General features: G+C 69.3%; 13 protein-coding genes and 3 pseudogenes. 15 read left to right on the top strand and 1 reads right to left on the bottom strand.

What is annotated here, in order from left to right:
- The first annotated feature begins 1 nt into the window (after position 1).
- From ACFV9O_RS22325 to ACFV9O_RS22350, 6 genes and pseudogenes are all read left to right on the top strand, one after another.
- Entirely contained in the window at positions 2-652 is a 651-nt protein-coding gene (locus ACFV9O_RS22325; protein ID WP_385420483.1) for an L-threonylcarbamoyladenylate synthase, read from the top strand.
- A gap of 357 nt (positions 653-1009) precedes the next feature.
- A complete protein-coding gene (locus ACFV9O_RS22330; RefSeq protein ID WP_385420485.1) occupies positions 1010-1204 on the top strand; it encodes a hypothetical protein in 195 nt (64 codons plus the stop codon).
- Between the two features lie 207 nt (positions 1205-1411).
- Complete coding sequence (locus ACFV9O_RS22335; RefSeq protein ID WP_385420487.1) at positions 1412-2452, top strand: hypothetical protein; 1041 nt, start codon at positions 1412-1414, stop codon at positions 2450-2452.
- 86 nt (positions 2453-2538) lie between these two features.
- Positions 2539-4090: pseudogene (locus ACFV9O_RS22340) on the top strand (amino acid permease).
- A 377-nt stretch (positions 4091-4467) separates the two neighbouring features.
- The gene (locus ACFV9O_RS22345) at positions 4468-5520 is read left to right on the top strand and encodes a glutamine synthetase family protein (protein WP_385420511.1); all 1053 of its coding nucleotides are present in this window, start codon (positions 4468-4470) and stop codon (positions 5518-5520) included.
- A 108-nt stretch (positions 5521-5628) separates the two neighbouring features.
- Positions 5629-5814 (top strand): annotated as a pseudogene (locus ACFV9O_RS22350) (helix-turn-helix transcriptional regulator); the annotation flags it as partial.
- 80 nt (positions 5815-5894) lie between these two features.
- Here ACFV9O_RS22350 and ACFV9O_RS22355 read toward each other — a convergent pair.
- Positions 5895-7058: pseudogene (locus tag ACFV9O_RS22355) on the bottom strand (IS1380 family transposase); the annotation flags it as partial.
- Positions 7059-7220: 162 nt separating this feature from the next.
- On the opposite strand from ACFV9O_RS22355, the gene ACFV9O_RS22360 reads away from it, so the two are divergent.
- The 9 genes from ACFV9O_RS22360 to ACFV9O_RS22400 all read left to right on the top strand — a co-directional run bounded on the left by ACFV9O_RS22360 (position 7221) and on the right by ACFV9O_RS22400 (position 17126).
- On the top strand, positions 7221-8186 hold the full coding sequence (locus ACFV9O_RS22360) for a nitrilase-related carbon-nitrogen hydrolase (RefSeq protein ID WP_385420489.1): 966 nt from the start codon (positions 7221-7223) through the stop codon (positions 8184-8186).
- 257 nt (positions 8187-8443) lie between these two features.
- Complete coding sequence (locus ACFV9O_RS22365) at positions 8444-9277, top strand: sulfurtransferase (protein WP_385420491.1); 834 nt, start codon at positions 8444-8446, stop codon at positions 9275-9277.
- A gap of 60 nt (positions 9278-9337) precedes the next feature.
- A complete protein-coding gene (locus ACFV9O_RS22370; protein ID WP_385420492.1) occupies positions 9338-11122 on the top strand; it encodes a nitrite/sulfite reductase in 1785 nt (594 codons plus the stop codon).
- Between the two features lie 296 nt (positions 11123-11418).
- Complete coding sequence (locus ACFV9O_RS22375) at positions 11419-11724, top strand: MSMEG_0570 family nitrogen starvation response protein (protein ID WP_385420494.1); 306 nt, start codon at positions 11419-11421, stop codon at positions 11722-11724.
- On the top strand, positions 11721-13070 hold the full coding sequence (locus ACFV9O_RS22380; RefSeq protein WP_385420496.1) for an MSMEG_0569 family flavin-dependent oxidoreductase: 1350 nt from the start codon (positions 11721-11723) through the stop codon (positions 13068-13070). The genes ACFV9O_RS22375 and ACFV9O_RS22380 overlap by 4 nt, the downstream gene beginning before the upstream one ends.
- Before the next feature lie 14 nt (positions 13071-13084).
- Positions 13085-13900 carry an amidohydrolase family protein gene (locus ACFV9O_RS22385; protein ID WP_385420497.1) on the top strand — a complete coding sequence of 272 codons (816 nt, stop codon included), beginning with the start codon at positions 13085-13087 and terminating at the stop codon, positions 13898-13900.
- Positions 13901-13973: 73 nt separating this feature from the next.
- A complete protein-coding gene (locus ACFV9O_RS22390) occupies positions 13974-14504 on the top strand; it encodes an MSMEG_0572/Sll0783 family nitrogen starvation response protein (protein WP_385420499.1) in 531 nt (176 codons plus the stop codon).
- A gap of 10 nt (positions 14505-14514) precedes the next feature.
- On the top strand, positions 14515-15621 hold the full coding sequence (locus ACFV9O_RS22395) for an MSMEG_0568 family radical SAM protein (protein WP_385420501.1): 1107 nt from the start codon (positions 14515-14517) through the stop codon (positions 15619-15621).
- Entirely contained in the window at positions 15591-17126 is a 1536-nt protein-coding gene (locus tag ACFV9O_RS22400) for an MSMEG_0567/sll0787 family protein (protein ID WP_385420503.1), read from the top strand. The genes ACFV9O_RS22395 and ACFV9O_RS22400 overlap by 31 nt, the downstream gene beginning before the upstream one ends.
- The last annotated feature ends 158 nt before the right edge of the window (positions 17127-17284 follow it).

The following is a 17284-nucleotide window of genomic DNA, read 5'->3' on the forward strand; positions in this document are numbered from 1 at the left end:
CATGCGTGTTGTCCGTCCCCAGGATCTCGACCTCGCCGTCCGGGCGCTCGAGGCCGGAGAGCTTGTCATCGTCCCTACGCGGCGCTGGTACATGATTTGCGCCGACGCGAGCAACGAGCAGGCGTGCGACAGCATCTTCAAGGGCAAGCGGCGCCCCAGCGGCAAGTCACTCGCCTACGTCGCTCCTTCACTGGCCGCCTGCGACGAACACTTCCACCTGGGCGCCGACGCCAGGACGCTCGCCTCCATGTTCTGGCCCGGCGACCTCGCGCTGCTCCTGCCATGGCGAAGCCCAGAGGGCGCCGCGCGCCACGCCGCAGTCGGCTCCCCGGCCCTCACCACAGTGGCCCCCGGAGTCCTCGGAGAACTGGCATCAGCCGCGAAGGTTCCTGTCGCCGCCACCACAGCCAACATCTCCGGCGACGCCGGCCCGGACGACCTCGGTCCGGCCGTGACCGTCAACGAGGTCCACGCCTTCCTGGCGGCCTCCGGGCTGACGGCCTCCGTCATCGTGGACGGAGGCGTGTGCCCCGCCGCGAACCACATGACCATCGTGGACTGCTTCACCCCGCAGGCGAGGCTCGTGCGCACCGGCCTCGTCCACCAGCGGTCCGTCTCGGCGGCTCTCGGCAGGGAGATCGGAACCGCCTGATGTCACTTCCTACTCCCCGTCGAGCGCAGGTGCATACGGGTTCAACTGCCGCCGGGAAAAGCCGAGATCACCCTAGCGATATCACCTGGGGAATGTGTCTGCCGGAGGTTTTGTCGTCACTCTGGTATTCCCGCGTCGCGGCTCAGGAGAATCACCTGAGAACATGATAATTCGAATCAGTCTGTTGAATCGAGCAGCGGGCATGCCTGATCATTCCCGATCTCTTTTCGGAGTCCAAGGTGTCCTCGGCCTACGCAAGGCTGGCAGTCAGTCCGCTGCCGTCACGGTTCGGTCCGCTCGTTGTACCGCCGCAGCGGGCCTGGTCCGTGGGCGTGCATGTCTCCAGGGGCGTGCGCGGTGGCCGTTAGCATCTCCGCCGTCGTCCTCCTGGGCATTCTCGTCTTCGTCTTCGTCAAGAAGAGCGGGCTGAACGTGGCCCACGCCGCCGTGTGCGTCCTGTTCGGGTTCTTCCTGGCCGGCAGCTCCGTGGCACCAAGTATCAGAAGCGGGGTACAGAGCGCGGTGCAGATGATCGGAAAGATCAACTTTTAGACTGGCCGTCGGGGCGCGGCACGGCAGAAACTCCCCCGTTCCCCCCACGCCCTGACGGCCTTCCATGTTCCGCCTCTCCAGGGGCGGACGCCCCACATGCCGAGGACTTTCGATGTCGCCTGTCCACTCTGCCGTTCCTCCCCTCCTGGACCGCCACCTGCGAACCGGGGCAGCTGGAGCTGTCGTCAGCAGTCCGGCATCACCGCTGTGCGCCAGCCGGCGTGCTCGGTGATGCGCCCGGTGTACCACCCCGCCGGCGCGGATGACGACTTGCGCGTGGCTCTGGTTGAACTGCAGGCGGGTCGTTGGAGGGCTGCTCGGGACCTGCTACACGGCACGCAAGCCCACTGGTCGCTTCGGACTTCACGCACGCAGGTGCTGGCGGTCGCTGCCGCCCGCTCCGATATGGTCGATGTGTGGGTGGCTGAGGAACCGGACAGCTACGACGCCCAGGTGATGCGGGCACGGGTCCTCGCTGAACGCGCTCTGCGCGCACATCGCCAGCAGTACTCGGCGGTGGCGGACCTCGAAACCGGTGCGCGGCAGGCGGCACTGTTGGCCGCTCACCGCGCGCCGCAGGATCCCGTGCCGTGGGTGTGTCTGCTGGCCCTTTCGCAGATCGACTCCCGCCAGGTGCGGCGGGAGCATCGTGAATGGTCGTCGGAGCCGATGCTGCCGAGCGGGCCCTGGGGACTGCTGCACAACGTAAATCAACGTGACCCGTACAACCGAGAAGCCTTCCACCGGGTGCTGCAGTTCCTTCTCGCGCGGGAGGCTCCCCCGGCTGCGTCGCTGGCCGCAGTCTTTGACTTTGGCAGGTGGGTGGCCTCGTGGGCCCCGGTCGGCTCGCCGCTGCTGCTTCTGCCGGTGTACGCGCAGGTGGAGCAGTGCCGACAGCAAATGGCGCAGGGCCGGGTCGATCCGTTGTGGCGGCGGCAGTGGGTGGAGGAGCCGACGCTCCCCTCCACGCTCAAAGCCTTCGCCGAGTGGTTCCTGAAGGCGGACCCGCACTTGCGGTCCGTGGCCGACATGAGCCACCTGGCCTATGCCTTGTGGGTCAGCCACAACTTCGTTGAAGCGGCCGAAGTTTTCGCCGCCATGGAGCCTTACGCGTCGCGCGAGCCGTGGGGCTCGGTGGCTGAAGGCCCCTCGACGCTGGACCGTGGTGAGGCGCTCTTGCTCCGGGCGCGAAGGGAATCGTTGCCCTTCGCCCGCACGCACGGGCCACGCGTCGGCCCGCATCCCTGACTTTTCCCGCTGCAGCGCATGGTTGGCATGAACCCGACCATCGCCCTGCTCTTGATCCCGTCCCTTGTTTTACTGGAGGTTGCTTCGTGTTCCGCTCAGGCCCGAGCCGTCAACATGCTGGCGGCAAAGCCGATGACGTGTACCTGCGCGAGCTCGGCTACGAGCCAGTGCTGACCCGCCGCATGGGGCCGTTCGGCAACTTCGCCATCAGCTTCTCGGTCATCAGCGTCCTCTCCGGTTGCATGACGCTGTACGGCTTCGGCCTGGGCACAGGAGGCCCGGCCGTGATGATGTGGGGCTGGATCGCAGTCGGCCTCATGGTGATGCTCGTCGGCGCCGGGCTCGCGGAAGTGACGTCCGCTTACCCCACCTCCGGCGCGCTGTACTACCAGGCCGAGCAACTCGGCGGGCGCAAGTGGGGCTGGTACACCGGCTGGCTGAACCTGCTGGGCCTGCTCGGGGCGATCGCCGGCATCGACTACGGCGCCGCGCTGTTCACCGGTGCCTTCCTGAACCTGCAGTTCGGCTTCGTCCCCACGCCGGGCAAGATCCTGGTGATCTACGTTTGCATCCTCGCCCTCCACGCCACCCTCAACCTTTTCGGTGTCCGGTTGGTGAGCATCCTGAACTCGATCAGCGTGTAGTGGCACCTGGGCGGAGTGGCCCTGATCGTCGGCGTGCTGGCGATCGTGCCCTCCCACCACCAGGATCCGTCCTTCGTGTTCGGGGAGTTCGTCAACGACACCGGCTGGTCCAGCTCGATGTACGTGGTGCTGATCGGGCTGCTGCTGGCGCAGTACACCTTCAGCGGGTACGACGCCTCCGCACATCTGTCGGAGGAGACCACCAACGCGCAGGTCTCCGCCTCCCGCGGCATCGTGCGAGCGATCGGCTGGTCGTGGCTGGCCGGGTTCGTGCTCCTGGCCGGGCTGGCCTTCGCCATCCAGGACTACACCGCCACCCAGGCCACTCCCACCGGGGTGCCGCCGGCGCAGATCTTCCTCGACGCTGTCGGGCTCGCCGGGGCGAAGGCCCTGCTGCTCGTGGTGATCGTCGCGCAGCTCTTCTGCGGCAATGCGGAAACCGCTGCCGCCAGCCGGATGGTGTTCGCCTTCTCCCGGGACGGTGCCCTGCCCGGTTCGCACCTGTGGCGCCACGTCGATGCCCGCTCCGGCACGCCGACGCGCGCCGTGTGGCTGGCGGTCGGCGTGGCCGCAGTGCTTGCGCTGCCGTCGCTGTACAGCCCGACCGCGTACGCCGCGATCACCGCGATCACCGCGATCAACGTCATCGGGATCACGCCCGCGTACGCCATTCCGATTTATCTGCGGGTCCGCAACCGTCACCGCTTCCAGCCAGGCCCGTGGAACCTGGGCCGCTGGGGCGTACCGGTCGGTGTGGTCGCCGTCGCCTGGGTGGCCTTCGTGACCGTGCTGTTCTGCCTGCCCCAGACGCGCCCGGACTCCGGACTCCGGACTCCTCTCCGTGACCACGTTCAACTACGCACCCATCGCCGTGCTGGTCGTGCTCGCCCTCGCGTCCGTGTGGTGGCACGTCGCGGGACGCGACTACACGGTGCCGGCCGCCGCAGCCGACGCCAACTCGGGCATGGCGAAGATCCAGGAAGAGGTCGTGTGATGACCCACCAGTCCGCAACTGCCGGAACGCCCTCACGCCGCAACACCAGCTCTCAGGCCAAGGCCGCGCCGACCTCCGCGGATCATCCTGCCCGCGTGTTCAGCGTCGAGGAGCTGCGCAAGGCCGTCGGTGCCGGCCTGATCGACACCGTGCTCCTTGCCGTGCCGGACCTGCAGGGGCGCCTCAAGGGCAAACGGTACGGAGCACGGCACTTTCTCAACCGCGTGCTCGACGGCAGCGCGGAGATGTGCGCCTACATCCTGGCCACGGACCCCGACATGACCCCGGTCGACGGATTCGCCCTCACCTCCTGGGCGAGCGGCTACGAGGACCTGCGCGTCGAGCCGGATCCTTCGACGCTGCGGATCCTGCCCTGGATGCCGCGCACCGCCCTCATCCTCGGCCACGCCCTCGGCCCGGACGAAGAGCCGATCGAGGTCGCTCCCCGACAGATCCTGCGCCACCAGCTGACGCGCCTCGCCGGCCACGGTCTGCACGCCCAGGCCAGCCTGGAGACCGAGTTCGTCCTCTTCCGCGGCGCCTACACCCCAACCAGCAGAGTCGGCCTCAACGGGCTCGTGCCGGTGACCGTCGACAACCTGGACTACGCACTCGACCACCCCCCGGAGTACGACCGGTTCTTCCGGCGCCTGCAGGGCTCACTGTCCAGAGCTGGCATGCCCGTGGAGGCCATCAAGACGGAAGGCGCTCCCGGCCAGGTCGAGGTCACCTTCCCCTACGGACCGGCCCTACCTGCCTGCGACAACCACGTCGTCTTCAAGCACGCCGTGCGCACCCTGGCCAGCCGTTCGGCCATGACCGCCACCTTCATGGCTGCCCCGCAGACCGGTGTCGCCAGCGGACTCCACCTGCACATCTCACTCACCCGCAGCGGCAACCCCATGCTCGCCGACCAGGGTGGCCAGCTCTCCGAGACCGGCACGCATGCGGTCGCCAGACTGCTCGCGGCCCTGCCCGGGCTCGCCCCGCTGTACGCGCCGAACACCAACTCCTACAAGCGATTCACGCCAGGCTCCTTCGCCCCCACCCGCATGACCTGGGGACCGGACAACCGCACCTGCGCGGTACGGATCGCCGGACACGGCTCGGGACTGCACCTGGAAGTCCGTCTCCCTGGGGCCGACGCCAACCCCTACCTTGCCCTCTCCGCCGCCATCGTGCACGGCATCGAGCGTCTCCTCACCCCGCCAACGCCGTGCACCACCAACGCCTATGAGGTTGTGGACGCACCTGTTGTGCCGCTCACCCTCGACCAGGCGCGCTCCGCCTTCCGGCACAGCCCCGTCGCCCGGGAGGCGTTCGACAAGGGCGTCGTCGAGCACTACGCCCACCTTGCCCAACTCGAGCTCGACCACCACCGCGGCATCGTCACCGATGCCGAACAGGCCCGCTGGTTCACCCGCGCCTGATCCCGGTAGTGGCCAGGCCCGGCTGGAGAAGCCCTCGGCCGGGTCTGCCTCCCGTAGCGGGCCTCACACCACGGGCTGACTTCAAGAACGAGAACGAAGAGGAAGAACATGTCAGCACGACCCAGTACCGTTCCCAACCGGCTGACCCCGGCGCAGATCCGGATCCTCGCCAAGATCGCCAACGGCTTGGATACAGAAGAGACGTCTCGCGCCCTGAGCATCACGCGCGGCACGGTCAGCGTCCAGGTCTCGTCCATGAGCCGCCGACTCGGGGTGAGTGGTCGAGCGGCCCTCACTCACGCCGCCTACTGCAACGGACAGCTCGACCAACCGCACGTCGCCCAGTTCGACGGCGGCTTCTCCGAGCAGGAGGGGGCGATCTGGACGATCTCCAGCCAGACCTGGTTCTGGGCGATGTGGTGGAGTGGCAGGTTGCGCAGGCCGGTGTCGCGGGCGGCGCGGATCCGGTCCTCGGCCCGGGCCCGCTGGCGGTGGCGGAGCTCCAGGTGCGAGATCGGCGTGCCAGTGGTGTTGGTGGCGAAGCAGGTCAGCCGCATTCCGTCGGCGTCGGTGAAGCGCAACTGCGCGCCAGGATGCGGCCGTTCTTTGCGGACGATCAGGCGTATCCCCTTGGGCCAGCCGGCCAGGACGTCCCCGGCGAGCTCGGCCACCCAGGCACCGTCGCGGACCTCGCCGTCCGGCTCGATGGCCGGCGTCCAGGCCGAGGCCGGGACCTTCAGCACAGCCTCGTGGATGGCCTCTGTGATGGTCATCCCCACCGAATAGGACAGCCATCGGCCGTGTGCCGTGAGCCAGTTGAGGAAGCCGTGGGTGCCGCCGCCGGAGTCGGTGCGGATCAGGGTCCGCCGTCCGCGCCGGTATCTCTTCGGCAGCTGGGTCAGGGCCAGGCGGGCGGCCTCGATGTGGTCGGCAGCCGTGTTGCTGCCCGCGTTCCCCGGCCTCAGCAGGCCCGCCACCGGTTCCCCAGACCCCTCGCGGCCGTGGTCGATGAACGCGAACAGCGGATGGTGGCCGAACGTCTTCTTCCAGGTCTTGGCGGCGTCCTCCTTCTCGGAGTGCGCGAGGACCAGCACGCCGTCGATGTCCACGACCGCCTCGCCGCCCGCGTCCGGGGCCGCCTCGCCAGCCAACCGCTAGACACATTCGCGGACTTCGGCACGCGCCCGCCGGATCGCCGCCAGTGCACGGGGCCCGGCTGCGGCAAGGGTATCGACCAGGCGGGAGACGGTTGGGTCGGAGGCTACCGGCCCGAACACGGCGGGCTCGGCCCGCAGCATCCCAACATCGGCCAGGCAGTCCCCGCCCAGGGCCACGGCGAGCGCGAGGTCCAGCAGAATCTTGCCGGGATCATGGACCGCGCGCGCCTTACGCCACGGCGCCAGAGCCGTTGACAGTGCCGCGTCCAGCCCGGCCTTGCGGGCGGTCTCGACCAGCAGGACGGCGCCGGACTGTGAGACCACCCCGCGGCCAGTGCCCTCAACGCGGACATGCGGGTACGACCCGCTACGCTTCTTCACCTGAGGAGTGCAGCTTTCTTGACGACGACCAGGACCCTAGACAAGTCCCATCGTCCCAGGTCAGAGGCACTCCTCGTTCTTTTGATCACTCCTCGGACAGCCCCGCTCGTGAAAGCGCGAGGTTAGTTTGCCGCATGTCCGGGCTCTTCGTACGGTCGCCGTATGACTCCCGCGCATCATGTGACCGCCGCCGTCGTCCAGGCGGGCTCCCGGCTCTTCGACACCTCCGGCAACCTCGCGAAGGCCAAGGACCTCATCGGCCAGGCCGCTCGGCAGGGCGCCGAGATCATCGTCCTGCCGGAGGCGTTCCTGGGCGGCTACCCCAAAGGTCTCGACTTCGGCGTCACCGTCGGCAGCCGTACGACCGAGGGCCGGGAGGTGTTCCGCCGCTACTTCGAGTCCGCCGTCGACGTCCCCGGTCCGGAGACCGAGGAACTGGCAGCCCTCACCCGTGACCTGGGCGTCCATGTGGTGATCGGCGCTGTCGAGCGCGCCGGCTCGACCCTCCACTGCGTGGCGCTGTTCTTCGGTCCGGGCGGCCTCCTGGGCAAGCACCGCAAACTCATGCCGACCGCCGCCGAGCGGTTGATCTGGGGCTTCGGCGACGGCTCCACGATGCCAGTGGTCGACACGGGCCGCGCCCGGCTGGGTTCTGCCATCTGCTGGGAGAACTACATGCCGCTGTTCCGAACCGCCATGTATGCCAAGGGTGTTGACGTCTGGTGCGCGCCGACGGTGGACGACCGGGAGAACTGGCAGGCCACCATGCGCCACGTGGCCCTGGAGGGCCGCTGCTTCGTCCTGAGCGCCAACCAGTACCTGCTCCGCTCCGACCTGCCCTCCGACCTCCACCCCGTGCAGGGCGATGACCCGGAGACCGTACTGATCGGCGGCGGCAGCTGCATCGTCTCCCCACTGGGCGAGGTCCTGGCCGCGCCACTACGGCATGATGAGGGCATTCTCACGGCCGAACTGGACCTCGGCGAGATCGCCCGCAGCCGCTTCGACTTCGACGTGACGGGCCACTACGCCCGGCCGGACGTCTTCAGTCTCAGCGTCGACGAAACGCCCCGGCCGACCGTGGACGGACACACGAGCTTGCCTCAGAGGCAAAGCTTTTGCCTCTGAGGCACTTGGCCGCCTATATCTGGTCATGACACGCCGTCCTCCGGATACGGCCGGGGTGTCGCCCCCTCATTCTCGTGCAGCACAGCCGGGTCGCGATCCGATGGCGGCCGACAGGTCGGCGGGCGCCGACCAGTTGAAGGATGCCGTCGGGGCAGAGCCGACTGCGCTTCACGTGCCCGCCGTCGATCTCCAGTGGTGTGCTCCGCCTCGATGGCTCCCTTCGCCTGCCCGACACCTACCGCCCGGGAGAACCTGCCGTGAGCCGAGCTCGCGTACTCGTCAACGCCGACTGGGTCGAGGCCCACCTTGACGACCCCGGCCTCGTTCTCGTCGAGGTCGACGAGGACACCGCCGCCTACGACAAGAACCACATCCGAGGCGCCTTGCGCATCGACTGGCGACAGGAACTCCAGGACCCGGTTCGCCGCGACTTCGTGGACCAGGCCGGCTTCGAGGCGCTGCTCTCGGCCAAGGGCATCGCACGCGAGGACACCGTCGTCCTGTACGGCGGCAACAACAACTGGTTCGCCGCTTTCGCCTACTGGTACTTCAAGGTTTACGGCCACCAGGACGTACGGCTTCTCGACGGCGGACGCAAGAAGTGGGAGCTCGACGGCCGCGAGCTCGTCTCCGAGACCGTCTCCCGCCCGGCCACCGTCTACACCGCCTCCGCCCCGGATGATTCGGTGCGCGCTCTGCGTGACGAGGTGCTCAAGTCGATCGGTTCGCAGAACCTGGTCGACGTCCGCTCCCCCGAGGAGTTCTCCGGCAAGCTCAGCGCCCCGGCCCACCTGATCCAGGAGGCGGCCCTCCAGCGCGGTCACATCCCCACGGCGGTCAACGTTCCGTGGTCCAAGGCGGCCAACGACGACGGCACGTTCAAGTCCGACGAGGAACTCACCGCCCTGTACGCAGCGGTGGACACCGAGCGCGACACCATCGTGTACTGCCGCATCGGCGAGCGCAGCGCGCACACCTGGTTCGTCCTGAGCGAGATCCTCGGCCGCCCGAACGTCAGGAACTACGACGGATCGTGGGCCGAGTACGGCTCCCTGGTCGGCGTTCCCATCACCCTGCCCACCGCCGACTAGCGCACCGATGAGGCGGCCCCTGTCCGAGCCGCCTCATCCGATGCCGAAGGAGTGACACACATGGTCGACCGGCCGACATCCCAGCCGCCGGGGCCGCGGGCCACCACCACGGGCGTTTCAGGCGACCTCGGCCTGGTGTCCGTCCGCTCACCCGGGACGGCGCGTTCGTCGTGTGCGGACGACGCGTCTGCCGGCACAGCGCGCAGGCGGCGGCCCGAGGGGCAGTGGGCCCTGGGCGAGACGACCCCGCTCAACCCGAATGAGCGCTTCAAGCAGGACGACGACGGCCTCAATGTGCGCCCCCGCATCGAGTCCGTGTACGCCTCCGCCGGTTTCGGCAGCATCGACCCGGAGGACCTGCACGGCCGGATGCGGTGGTGGGGGCTCTACACCCAGCGCCGGCCCGGCATCGACGGCGGCAGGACCGGCAGCCTGCAACCCCACGAACTCGACGACGAGTACTTCATGATGCGCGTCCGCGTCGACGGCGGACGGCTCACCACCGAGCAGCTCCGCACGATCGGAGAGGTGTCACGCGACTTCGCCCGTGACACCGCCGACCTCACCGACCGGCAGAACGTCCAGTTGCACTGGGTGCGCGTCGAGGACGTCCCGGAGATCTGGCGGCGCCTGGAAGCGGTGGATCTGACCACCGCCCAGGCCTGCGGGGACACCACCCGGGTGTTCCTGGGCAGCCCGGTCGCCGGTGTGGCGGCCGACGAGATCATCGACGGCAGCCCGGCCATCCAGGAGATCCACGAGCGCTGGGTCGGCGATCCCGCCTTCTCCAACCTGCCGCGCAAGTTCAAGACCGCGATCAGCGGCTCGCCTCTGCAGGACGTCGCCCACGAGATCAACGACGTGTCCTTCGTCGGAGTGCGCCACCCGGAGCTCGGACCCGGATTCGACGTCTGGGTCGGCGGCGGACTGTCGACCAACCCGATGCTGGCGCAGCGCCTCGGAGTCTTCGCGACGCTGGAGGAGGTGCCGGAGATCTGGGCCGGCGTCGTCTCCGTGTTCCGCGACTACGGATACCGGCGTCTGCGCAACCGGGCGCGGCTGAAGTTCCTCGTCGCGGACTGGGGCATCGAGCGGTTCCGCCAGGTTCTTGAACAGGAGTACCTGAAGCGCAGGTTGACCGATGGGCCCGCGCCCCCCGCACCGACGGGGCCGCGCGACCATGTCGGCGTCCACTGCCAGCGCGACGGCCGCTACTACGTCGGCGCCTCACCTGTGGTCGGCCGGACCCCGGGAACGATGCTCATCGCCCTGGCCGACCTCGCCGAGGCACACGGGGCCCGGCGCGTACGCACCACACCCCACCAGAAGATCCTGCTCCTCGACGTGGCCGAAGCCGCGGTGGAAAGCCTGGTCGAGGGCCTTGAGGCGATCGGCCTGGACGCACGGCCGAGCACGTTCCGCCGCGACACCATGGCCTGCACCGGCATCGAGTTCTGCAAGCTGGCGATCGTGGAGACCAAAGCCAGGGCGGCAACCGTCATCGAGGAACTCGAACGACGCCTGCCCTCCTTCGACCAGCCCCTCACCATCAACGTGAACGGCTGCCCCAACAGCTGCGCACGGACGCAGCTCGCCGACATCGGCCTCAAGGGGCAGCTCGTCCTCGACTCAGAGGGGCGCCAAGTCGAGGGATTCCAGGTCCACCTGGGCGGCGCCGTCGGAATGGATGCCCGCTTCGGCCGCAAACTCCGCGGCCACAAGGTCACCGCCGAGGAACTGCCCGACTACATCGAACGTGTCGTGCGGCGTTTCGACCTCGCCCGTGGCGACGGGGAGACCTTCGCCACATGGGTCGCCCGCGCGGCGGAAGAAGACCTCACGTAGCACTCCGCCAACGGTCAGGCATCCGGGCGCAGCCGCACCTGCAGTCAGCAGGTGCGGCTGCGCCTTTGTGCACGCCAAGAACTTGATTCCCGCGGGCCGACGGCAAGTCAAGGTGCCCTTTCGAGCGCGGATTTGCCTCTGAGGCAACTCCCCGTACACGGTCACTCACTCGAAGTGAGGAGCATGTAACGCCGCCTTATTCCGGATGCCTCGGTTCGGTAATCGCTCCTGGCTGAAGTTGTCCTCACAAGCAGCGGCGAGGTGTCAAGGCCTCGGCGCCTCGCATGGAGGACTTCATGCCTGAGATCTATTTCCATGTGCGCTGGCCCGATGGCGTGACCCAGCGCTGCTACTCCCCCTCCACGGTGGTCGAGGACTACTTCGTGGCCGGCCGCGAGTACGAGCTCACCGACTTCGTGGAGCGCAGCCGCACGGCGCTCGGTATCGCCGGTGAGCGGGTGAAGGAGAAGTTCGGCTTCTACTGCACCGGCGCCTCCGACCAGCTCGCGCAGATCGAGCGGACCGCCGCCGTCTACGCGGTCGCCGACGGGGCCAAGGTCACCGTCGAGTCCCTGGTCAACGCAGACGGGAGCACGCGATGAACCCCACGCCAAGGCTGGCCGGAGCCCTCCCCCACAGCCTGAAGGGCATGGGAGGCACCCCCATCCCGGTGGCCGTGATCGGCGGCGGACAGGCCGGTCTGTCGGTCAGCTACCACCTGCGTCAACGAGGCATCGACCACATCGTGATCGAGGCGAACCGGGTCGGCCACGAGTGGCGCGAGCGCCGCTGGGACTCCTTCTGCCTGGTGACGCCGAACTGGCAGTGCAAACTGCCGGGCTTCCCCTACCAGGGCGACGATCCGGACGGGTTCATGGTCCGGGACGAGATCATTCAGTATCTCCAGGACTACGTGGCCTTCTTCCGGCCGCCGCTGGTGGAGGGCGTATCCGTGACCGGGCTGCGGCGCGCCGCCGACGGCCTCTTCGAAGTGGACACCACGGAAGGCGAGTTCACCGCCGAAAAGGTGGTGGTGGCCACCGGTCCGTACCACGCCCCGTCCATCCCGCGGATGGCCGAGCGGCTGCCCTCCCACGTCGAGCAGATCCACTCCTCCCGTTACCGCAACGCGGACCAGCTCCCCGAGGGCGGCGTCCTGGTCGTCGGTACCGGTCAGTCCGGTTGCCAGATCGCCGAAGACCTGCATCTGGCCGGGCGGCAGGTCCACCTGGCCGTCGGCAGCGCGCCCCGCGTCGCCCGCTTCTACCGCGGCCGGGACTGTGTGGCCTGGCTCGACGACATGGGGCACTACGCGAAGAACATCGACGAGTTCGACGACGCCGGTGCCGTCCGGATGCGGGTCAACCACTACGTCACCGGGCGCGACGGCGGCCGCGACATCGACCTGCGGGCGTTCGCCCGGGACGGCATGCGCCTGTACGGGCGGCTGACCGGGATCGACGGTGCGGCGCTGGAGTTCGCGGACGACCTGAAGGTCAACCTGGACCGGGCGGACGCGGTGGCCGAGGGCATCAAGGACGCCATCGACGCCCACATCTCCGCGCACGGGCTCCACGCCCCCGAGGAGGCACGGTACGTACCGGTGTGGGAGCCCTCCGGGCACGTGGCCGAACTCGATCTGGCCGAGGCGGGTATCACCTCCGTCGTCTGGGCCACGGGCTTCACCCGCGATCACCGGTGGATCGAGATACCCGTCTTCGACGGCCGCGGCTACCCCATGCACTGGCGCGGCGCGACGAGCACGCCCGGCCTGTATTTCCTGGGTCTGCCCTGGCAGTACTCGTGGGGCTCCGGCCGCTTCGAAGCGGTGGGCCGGGACGCCGAGTTCCTCGCCGGCCACATCGACACCAGCCGCCGCCTCGCCGACGTGTGCGGCGCCCTCACCGGAGTGCCGGCCTCCGTCGCCTCCGCCGTTCCCCTGGGCTGACAGGAACCACAGTCATGGTCTACGACGCACACCGCCACATCGGCGTCCTGCCCGCCCACCCGTTCTACGGCGGACCGCCCGTCAACCCGGACACCACCGCCCGCGCGACCGTCAAGCAGCTCGTCGCCGACCTCGATGACGAGGGCACCGAACGCGCCCTGGTCATCCCCAACTACGGCGTCCCCGACCCCGCCATCGCCTTCTCCTTCAACGAGCTGGCGATCGAGGCGGCCCAGAGCGACGACCGCATCCGGGCCGGCCTGTGGGTGTCCCCACGCCCCGAGGACACCGAACGCACCGAGCAGGCCCTCGCCCTGGCGGGAGAGGACGGCGTACGAGCCCTGAAGCTCAGCTTCCTGCTCGGCGGCCGCCCCACGGACCCGGCCTGCCGCCCGCAACTGGACCGGATCTTCCGGACGGCACAGGAGCACGGGCTGGTCGTCCATGTCCACACCTCCCCGGGCGCCGCGTCCGACATCGACGAGGTCGGCAACCTCGTCGACTGGTACGCCGACCAAGTCCCCGTCCACCTCGTGCACTTCGGCGGCGGGATGAGCGGTCACATCAAGCTCGTCGGCTCGCGCTTCTTCGACTGGATCGAGTCCGGCAAGCGCGTCTACACCGACCTCTCCTGGGCCATCGGCTTCACACCGCGCTGGCTGGCCCAAGAGATCGAGCGCCGCGGCATCGGCCACGACCGGGTGCTCTTCGCCAGCGACCAGCCGTGGGGCGACTTCACGGGCGAGTACGCCCGCCTCGCCGAAGCGACCGGCGGCGGCGAACTCGGCGAACTCGTCTTCAAGGACACCTTCGCCACGCTCTACGACTGACCGGCCCCACCCCCTTTCCGTACCAAGCAAGTACCGAGCAAGTACCAAGCAAGTACCGAGCAAGGAGACAGCCATGTCCGAAACCGCCTCCGCCGCAGAACTCACCGACGTCGAGCAGAAGTCCCTCAACGAGATCCCGCACCCCTCCCTGTCCGAGGGCTCCAGCATCTACGGCTCCACCAAGGTCTTCCCCGACTACCAGGCCGAGAACGGCGAGAGCTACTTCACCCTGGTCCACGGCATCGCCCACGAGTCCTCGGTGTCCTTCGTGGCCGTCCTGCAGGCCACCCGCGCCCTGCGCAAGGGCTTCGAGGCCGCCATCTACTTCTACGGCCCCGGCTCCCTCAACTGCCTTGCCACCCGCGGCTTCCCGACCGTCGGCAACTCCGCCTTCCCCGGCGAGCACAACATCAACAACCAGCTCAAGACGTTCATCGCCGAGGGCGGCAAGGTCTACTGCTGCCGCTTCGGACTGTCCCTGCACGGCGCCCGCGAGGAGGACCTCATCGAGGGCGTCATCCCCACCCACCCCCTCGACGTCCAGGACGCGCTGATCCACTACGCGCGCAAGGGCGCCGTCATCAACTCCACCTACCAGCTGTAAGGGGCACGCCGTGAGCGTTGGCACCGATACGACGACTACGGCGGTGGACGTGCGGATCATGACCCGCACCGAACTCGCCCTGCGCGGCATCCGTCAGGACGTTGAGGTCGAACGGCCGGACGGCGCGGGCCCCAGCGACGACGGACACGTCCTCGTCGACGGCGCCAACGCCGCACTCCCCCGCAACCCCGACAGTCCCTACACGGTCCGCGACGGCAAGGTCTGGCTCGGCGACGAGACCGGAGCCCTCACCGACACCGGGCTCTCCCTCACCCCCGTACGACGGCCCAGGTTCTACGACCTGACGACGGCCGACGGCACCCGGTACGAGCAGATCGCCCGGCTGCACGGCTCCGATGTCCTGGCCACCACCGTCGTCCAGACTTGCATCCGCTACGCCGAGGCCGATCGCTGCCGCTTCTGCACCATCGAGGAGTCCCTGCGCTCGGGCGCCACCGTCGCCGCCAAGACCCCGGCGCAGCTCGCCGAAGTCGCCGAGGCGGCGGTCCGGCTGGACGGCGTGCAGCAGATGGTGATGACCACGGGCACGACCACCGGCCCGGACCGGGGTGCCCGCAATCTCGTCCGTTCGGTGCGCGCCGTCCTCGAAGCGGTTCCCGGACTGCCCATTCAGGTCCAGTGCGAGCCGCCCGGGAACCTCGCGTGGATCCGTGAACTGCACGACGCCGGTGCCACCGCCATCGGCATCCATGTCGAATCCCTCGACGACGAGGTACGGCGGCGCTGGATGCCCGGCAAGTCGACCGTCCCGATGGCCGAGTACGAGGCCGCGTGGGACGAGGCGGCACGGGTCTTCGGGCCGAACCGGGTCTCCACCTATCTGCTCGTCGGTCTCGGCGAGGATCCGGATGAACTCATCGCGGGAGCGGGAAAGCTGATCGACCGCGGTGTGTACCCGTTCGTCGTTCCGTTCCGGCCGATGCGTGGCACGCTCGCCGCCCGCGACGGCATCGGGGCCCCGAGCGCGGAACTGCTGCGGTACGTCACCGAAGGCGTCGCCGCGAAACTGCGCGCGGCCGGGATGAGCGGCGCCGACCAGAAGGCCGGCTGCGCGGCCTGCGGGGCGTGCAGCGTGCTCAGGACGGCAGGCGGGTGACGATGTACCTCGACGGATCCACCGCACCGCCGGCGGCCGACCGTCCGGTCGACGTCCTGGCGCTGCTCGGAGACCGCAGCACCCTGGCGCGACAGCCCCTCTTCCACATCGAACAGGCATGTTCCGCAGCCGAGTTGTCCGACTATCGGCGCCTGCGCCGAGAGGCCTTCGTCCACGAACAGGGGCTCTTCACCGGCCATGACCTGGACGACCGGGACACCGACCCCCGCACCCTCGTCCTGGTCGCCAAGGACGAGGACGGCACCGTGGTGGGCGGCGTACGCCTCGGGCCGGTGGACGACGGTCCCGACATCGGCTGGTGGCAGGGCGGACGCCTCGTCGTGGCCCGCCGGGCCCGCGGCCCGCACGGCATCGGCGCGGCACTGGTCCGGGCGGCCTGCGCTCGCGCGGAGGCCGAAGGAGTCCTGCGTTTCGACGCGACCGTTCAGGCCCGCAATGAAGTCCTCTTCAAGCGGCTCGGCTGGTGCTCCGTACGCGAGATCGAGGTCGCGGACGCGCCGCACATGCTGATGCGCTGGCCGATCGGCCGGATCGCGGCACAGGCGGCGGCCGCCAAGTCCGCACTCGGGCCGCTCCTCGCGGCCCTCCACGGACCGGCGACCCACGCCCGCGGTCAGGACCCGGCCGGCGGGGCCCTGCGCGAAAACGCGCGGGCCGCCCTCGGCGGGCCCGGGTTCGTCGGCGACGACGGCGCCCCCGTCCCGGGCACCGATGTGATCGCCGCGTGCGACGCGATCGTGCCGTCAATGGTCGAACGGGACCCGGGCTGGGCGGGCTGGTGCTCGGTCCTCGTCAACATCAACGACCTTGCCGCGATGGGCGCTTCGCCGATCGGCCTGCTCGACGCCGTGGGCGCCAAGGACGCGGCGCATGCCGCGCGGGTCCTCGACGGGCTCGGCCGGGCGGCACAGGCGTACGGTGTGCCGGTCCTGGGCGGGCACACTCAACTCGGTGTACCGGCGGCGCTGTCCGTTACCGCGCTGGGCCGGACGGACCACCCGGTGCCGGGCGGCGGCGGACGGCCCGGACACTCGGTGCGGCTCACCGCCGACCTCGGCGGCGGCTGGCGCACCGGCTACCGGGGCCGCCAGTGGGACTCGACCACCCATCGCCGTACGGACGAACTGCGCGCCATGACCGGCGCGGTGGCCGCCGCCCGGCCCGCCGCGGCGAAGGACGTGTCCATGGCGGGCATCGCCGGCACTCTCGGCATGCTCGCCGAGGCGAGCGGCTGCCGCGCCGTCCTCGACGTGGCCGCCGTACCGCGCCCGAGGCCCGTGCCCATGGGTGACTGGCTCACCTGCTTCCCCGGCTTCGCGATGCTGACGGCCGACGAGCCGGGCGTCGCACCGCTGCCCGCCGGGCCCGCCACGGGGGCCGTGTGCGGGGAGCTGGCAGAAGGACAAGGCGTCGGGCTGCGCTGGCCCGACGGAGAGATCACAGACGCGGTCACCTCCACGGTGACCGGGATGGGGACCGCATGAGTTTCCTGAGTCAACCTCTATGCCGCCAGAGGCGTGTCGGCGGGCGTGCTGATCTTGTTGTTAGCCTGGTGGGTGACGGGGTCGTAGCAGGTGCCGTCGCGCCAGCATGCCCACATCACCCGCAGCCAGGCACGGGCCAGGATGCGGATGGCGTGGGG

This window comes from Streptomyces sp. NPDC059909, from assembly GCF_042730885.1.
Classification (GTDB): domain Bacteria; phylum Actinomycetota; class Actinomycetes; order Streptomycetales; family Streptomycetaceae; genus Streptomyces.

Coding starts and splice junctions, on each gene's coding strand:
- ACFV9O_RS22325 (WP_385420483.1), top strand. CDS start 2: ATGCGTGTTGTCCGTCCCCAGGATCTCGACCTCGCCGTCCGGGCGCTC.
- ACFV9O_RS22345 (WP_385420511.1), top strand. CDS start 4,468: ATGCCGCGCACCGCCCTCATCCTCGGCCACGCCCTCGGCCCGGACGAA.
- ACFV9O_RS22360 (WP_385420489.1), top strand. CDS start 7,221: ATGACTCCCGCGCATCATGTGACCGCCGCCGTCGTCCAGGCGGGCTCC.
- ACFV9O_RS22370 (WP_385420492.1), top strand. CDS start 9,338: ATGGTCGACCGGCCGACATCCCAGCCGCCGGGGCCGCGGGCCACCACC.
- ACFV9O_RS22375 (WP_385420494.1), top strand. CDS start 11,419: ATGCCTGAGATCTATTTCCATGTGCGCTGGCCCGATGGCGTGACCCAG.
- ACFV9O_RS22380 (WP_385420496.1), top strand. CDS start 11,721: ATGAACCCCACGCCAAGGCTGGCCGGAGCCCTCCCCCACAGCCTGAAG.
- ACFV9O_RS22385 (WP_385420497.1), top strand. CDS start 13,085: ATGGTCTACGACGCACACCGCCACATCGGCGTCCTGCCCGCCCACCCG.
- ACFV9O_RS22390 (WP_385420499.1), top strand. CDS start 13,974: ATGTCCGAAACCGCCTCCGCCGCAGAACTCACCGACGTCGAGCAGAAG.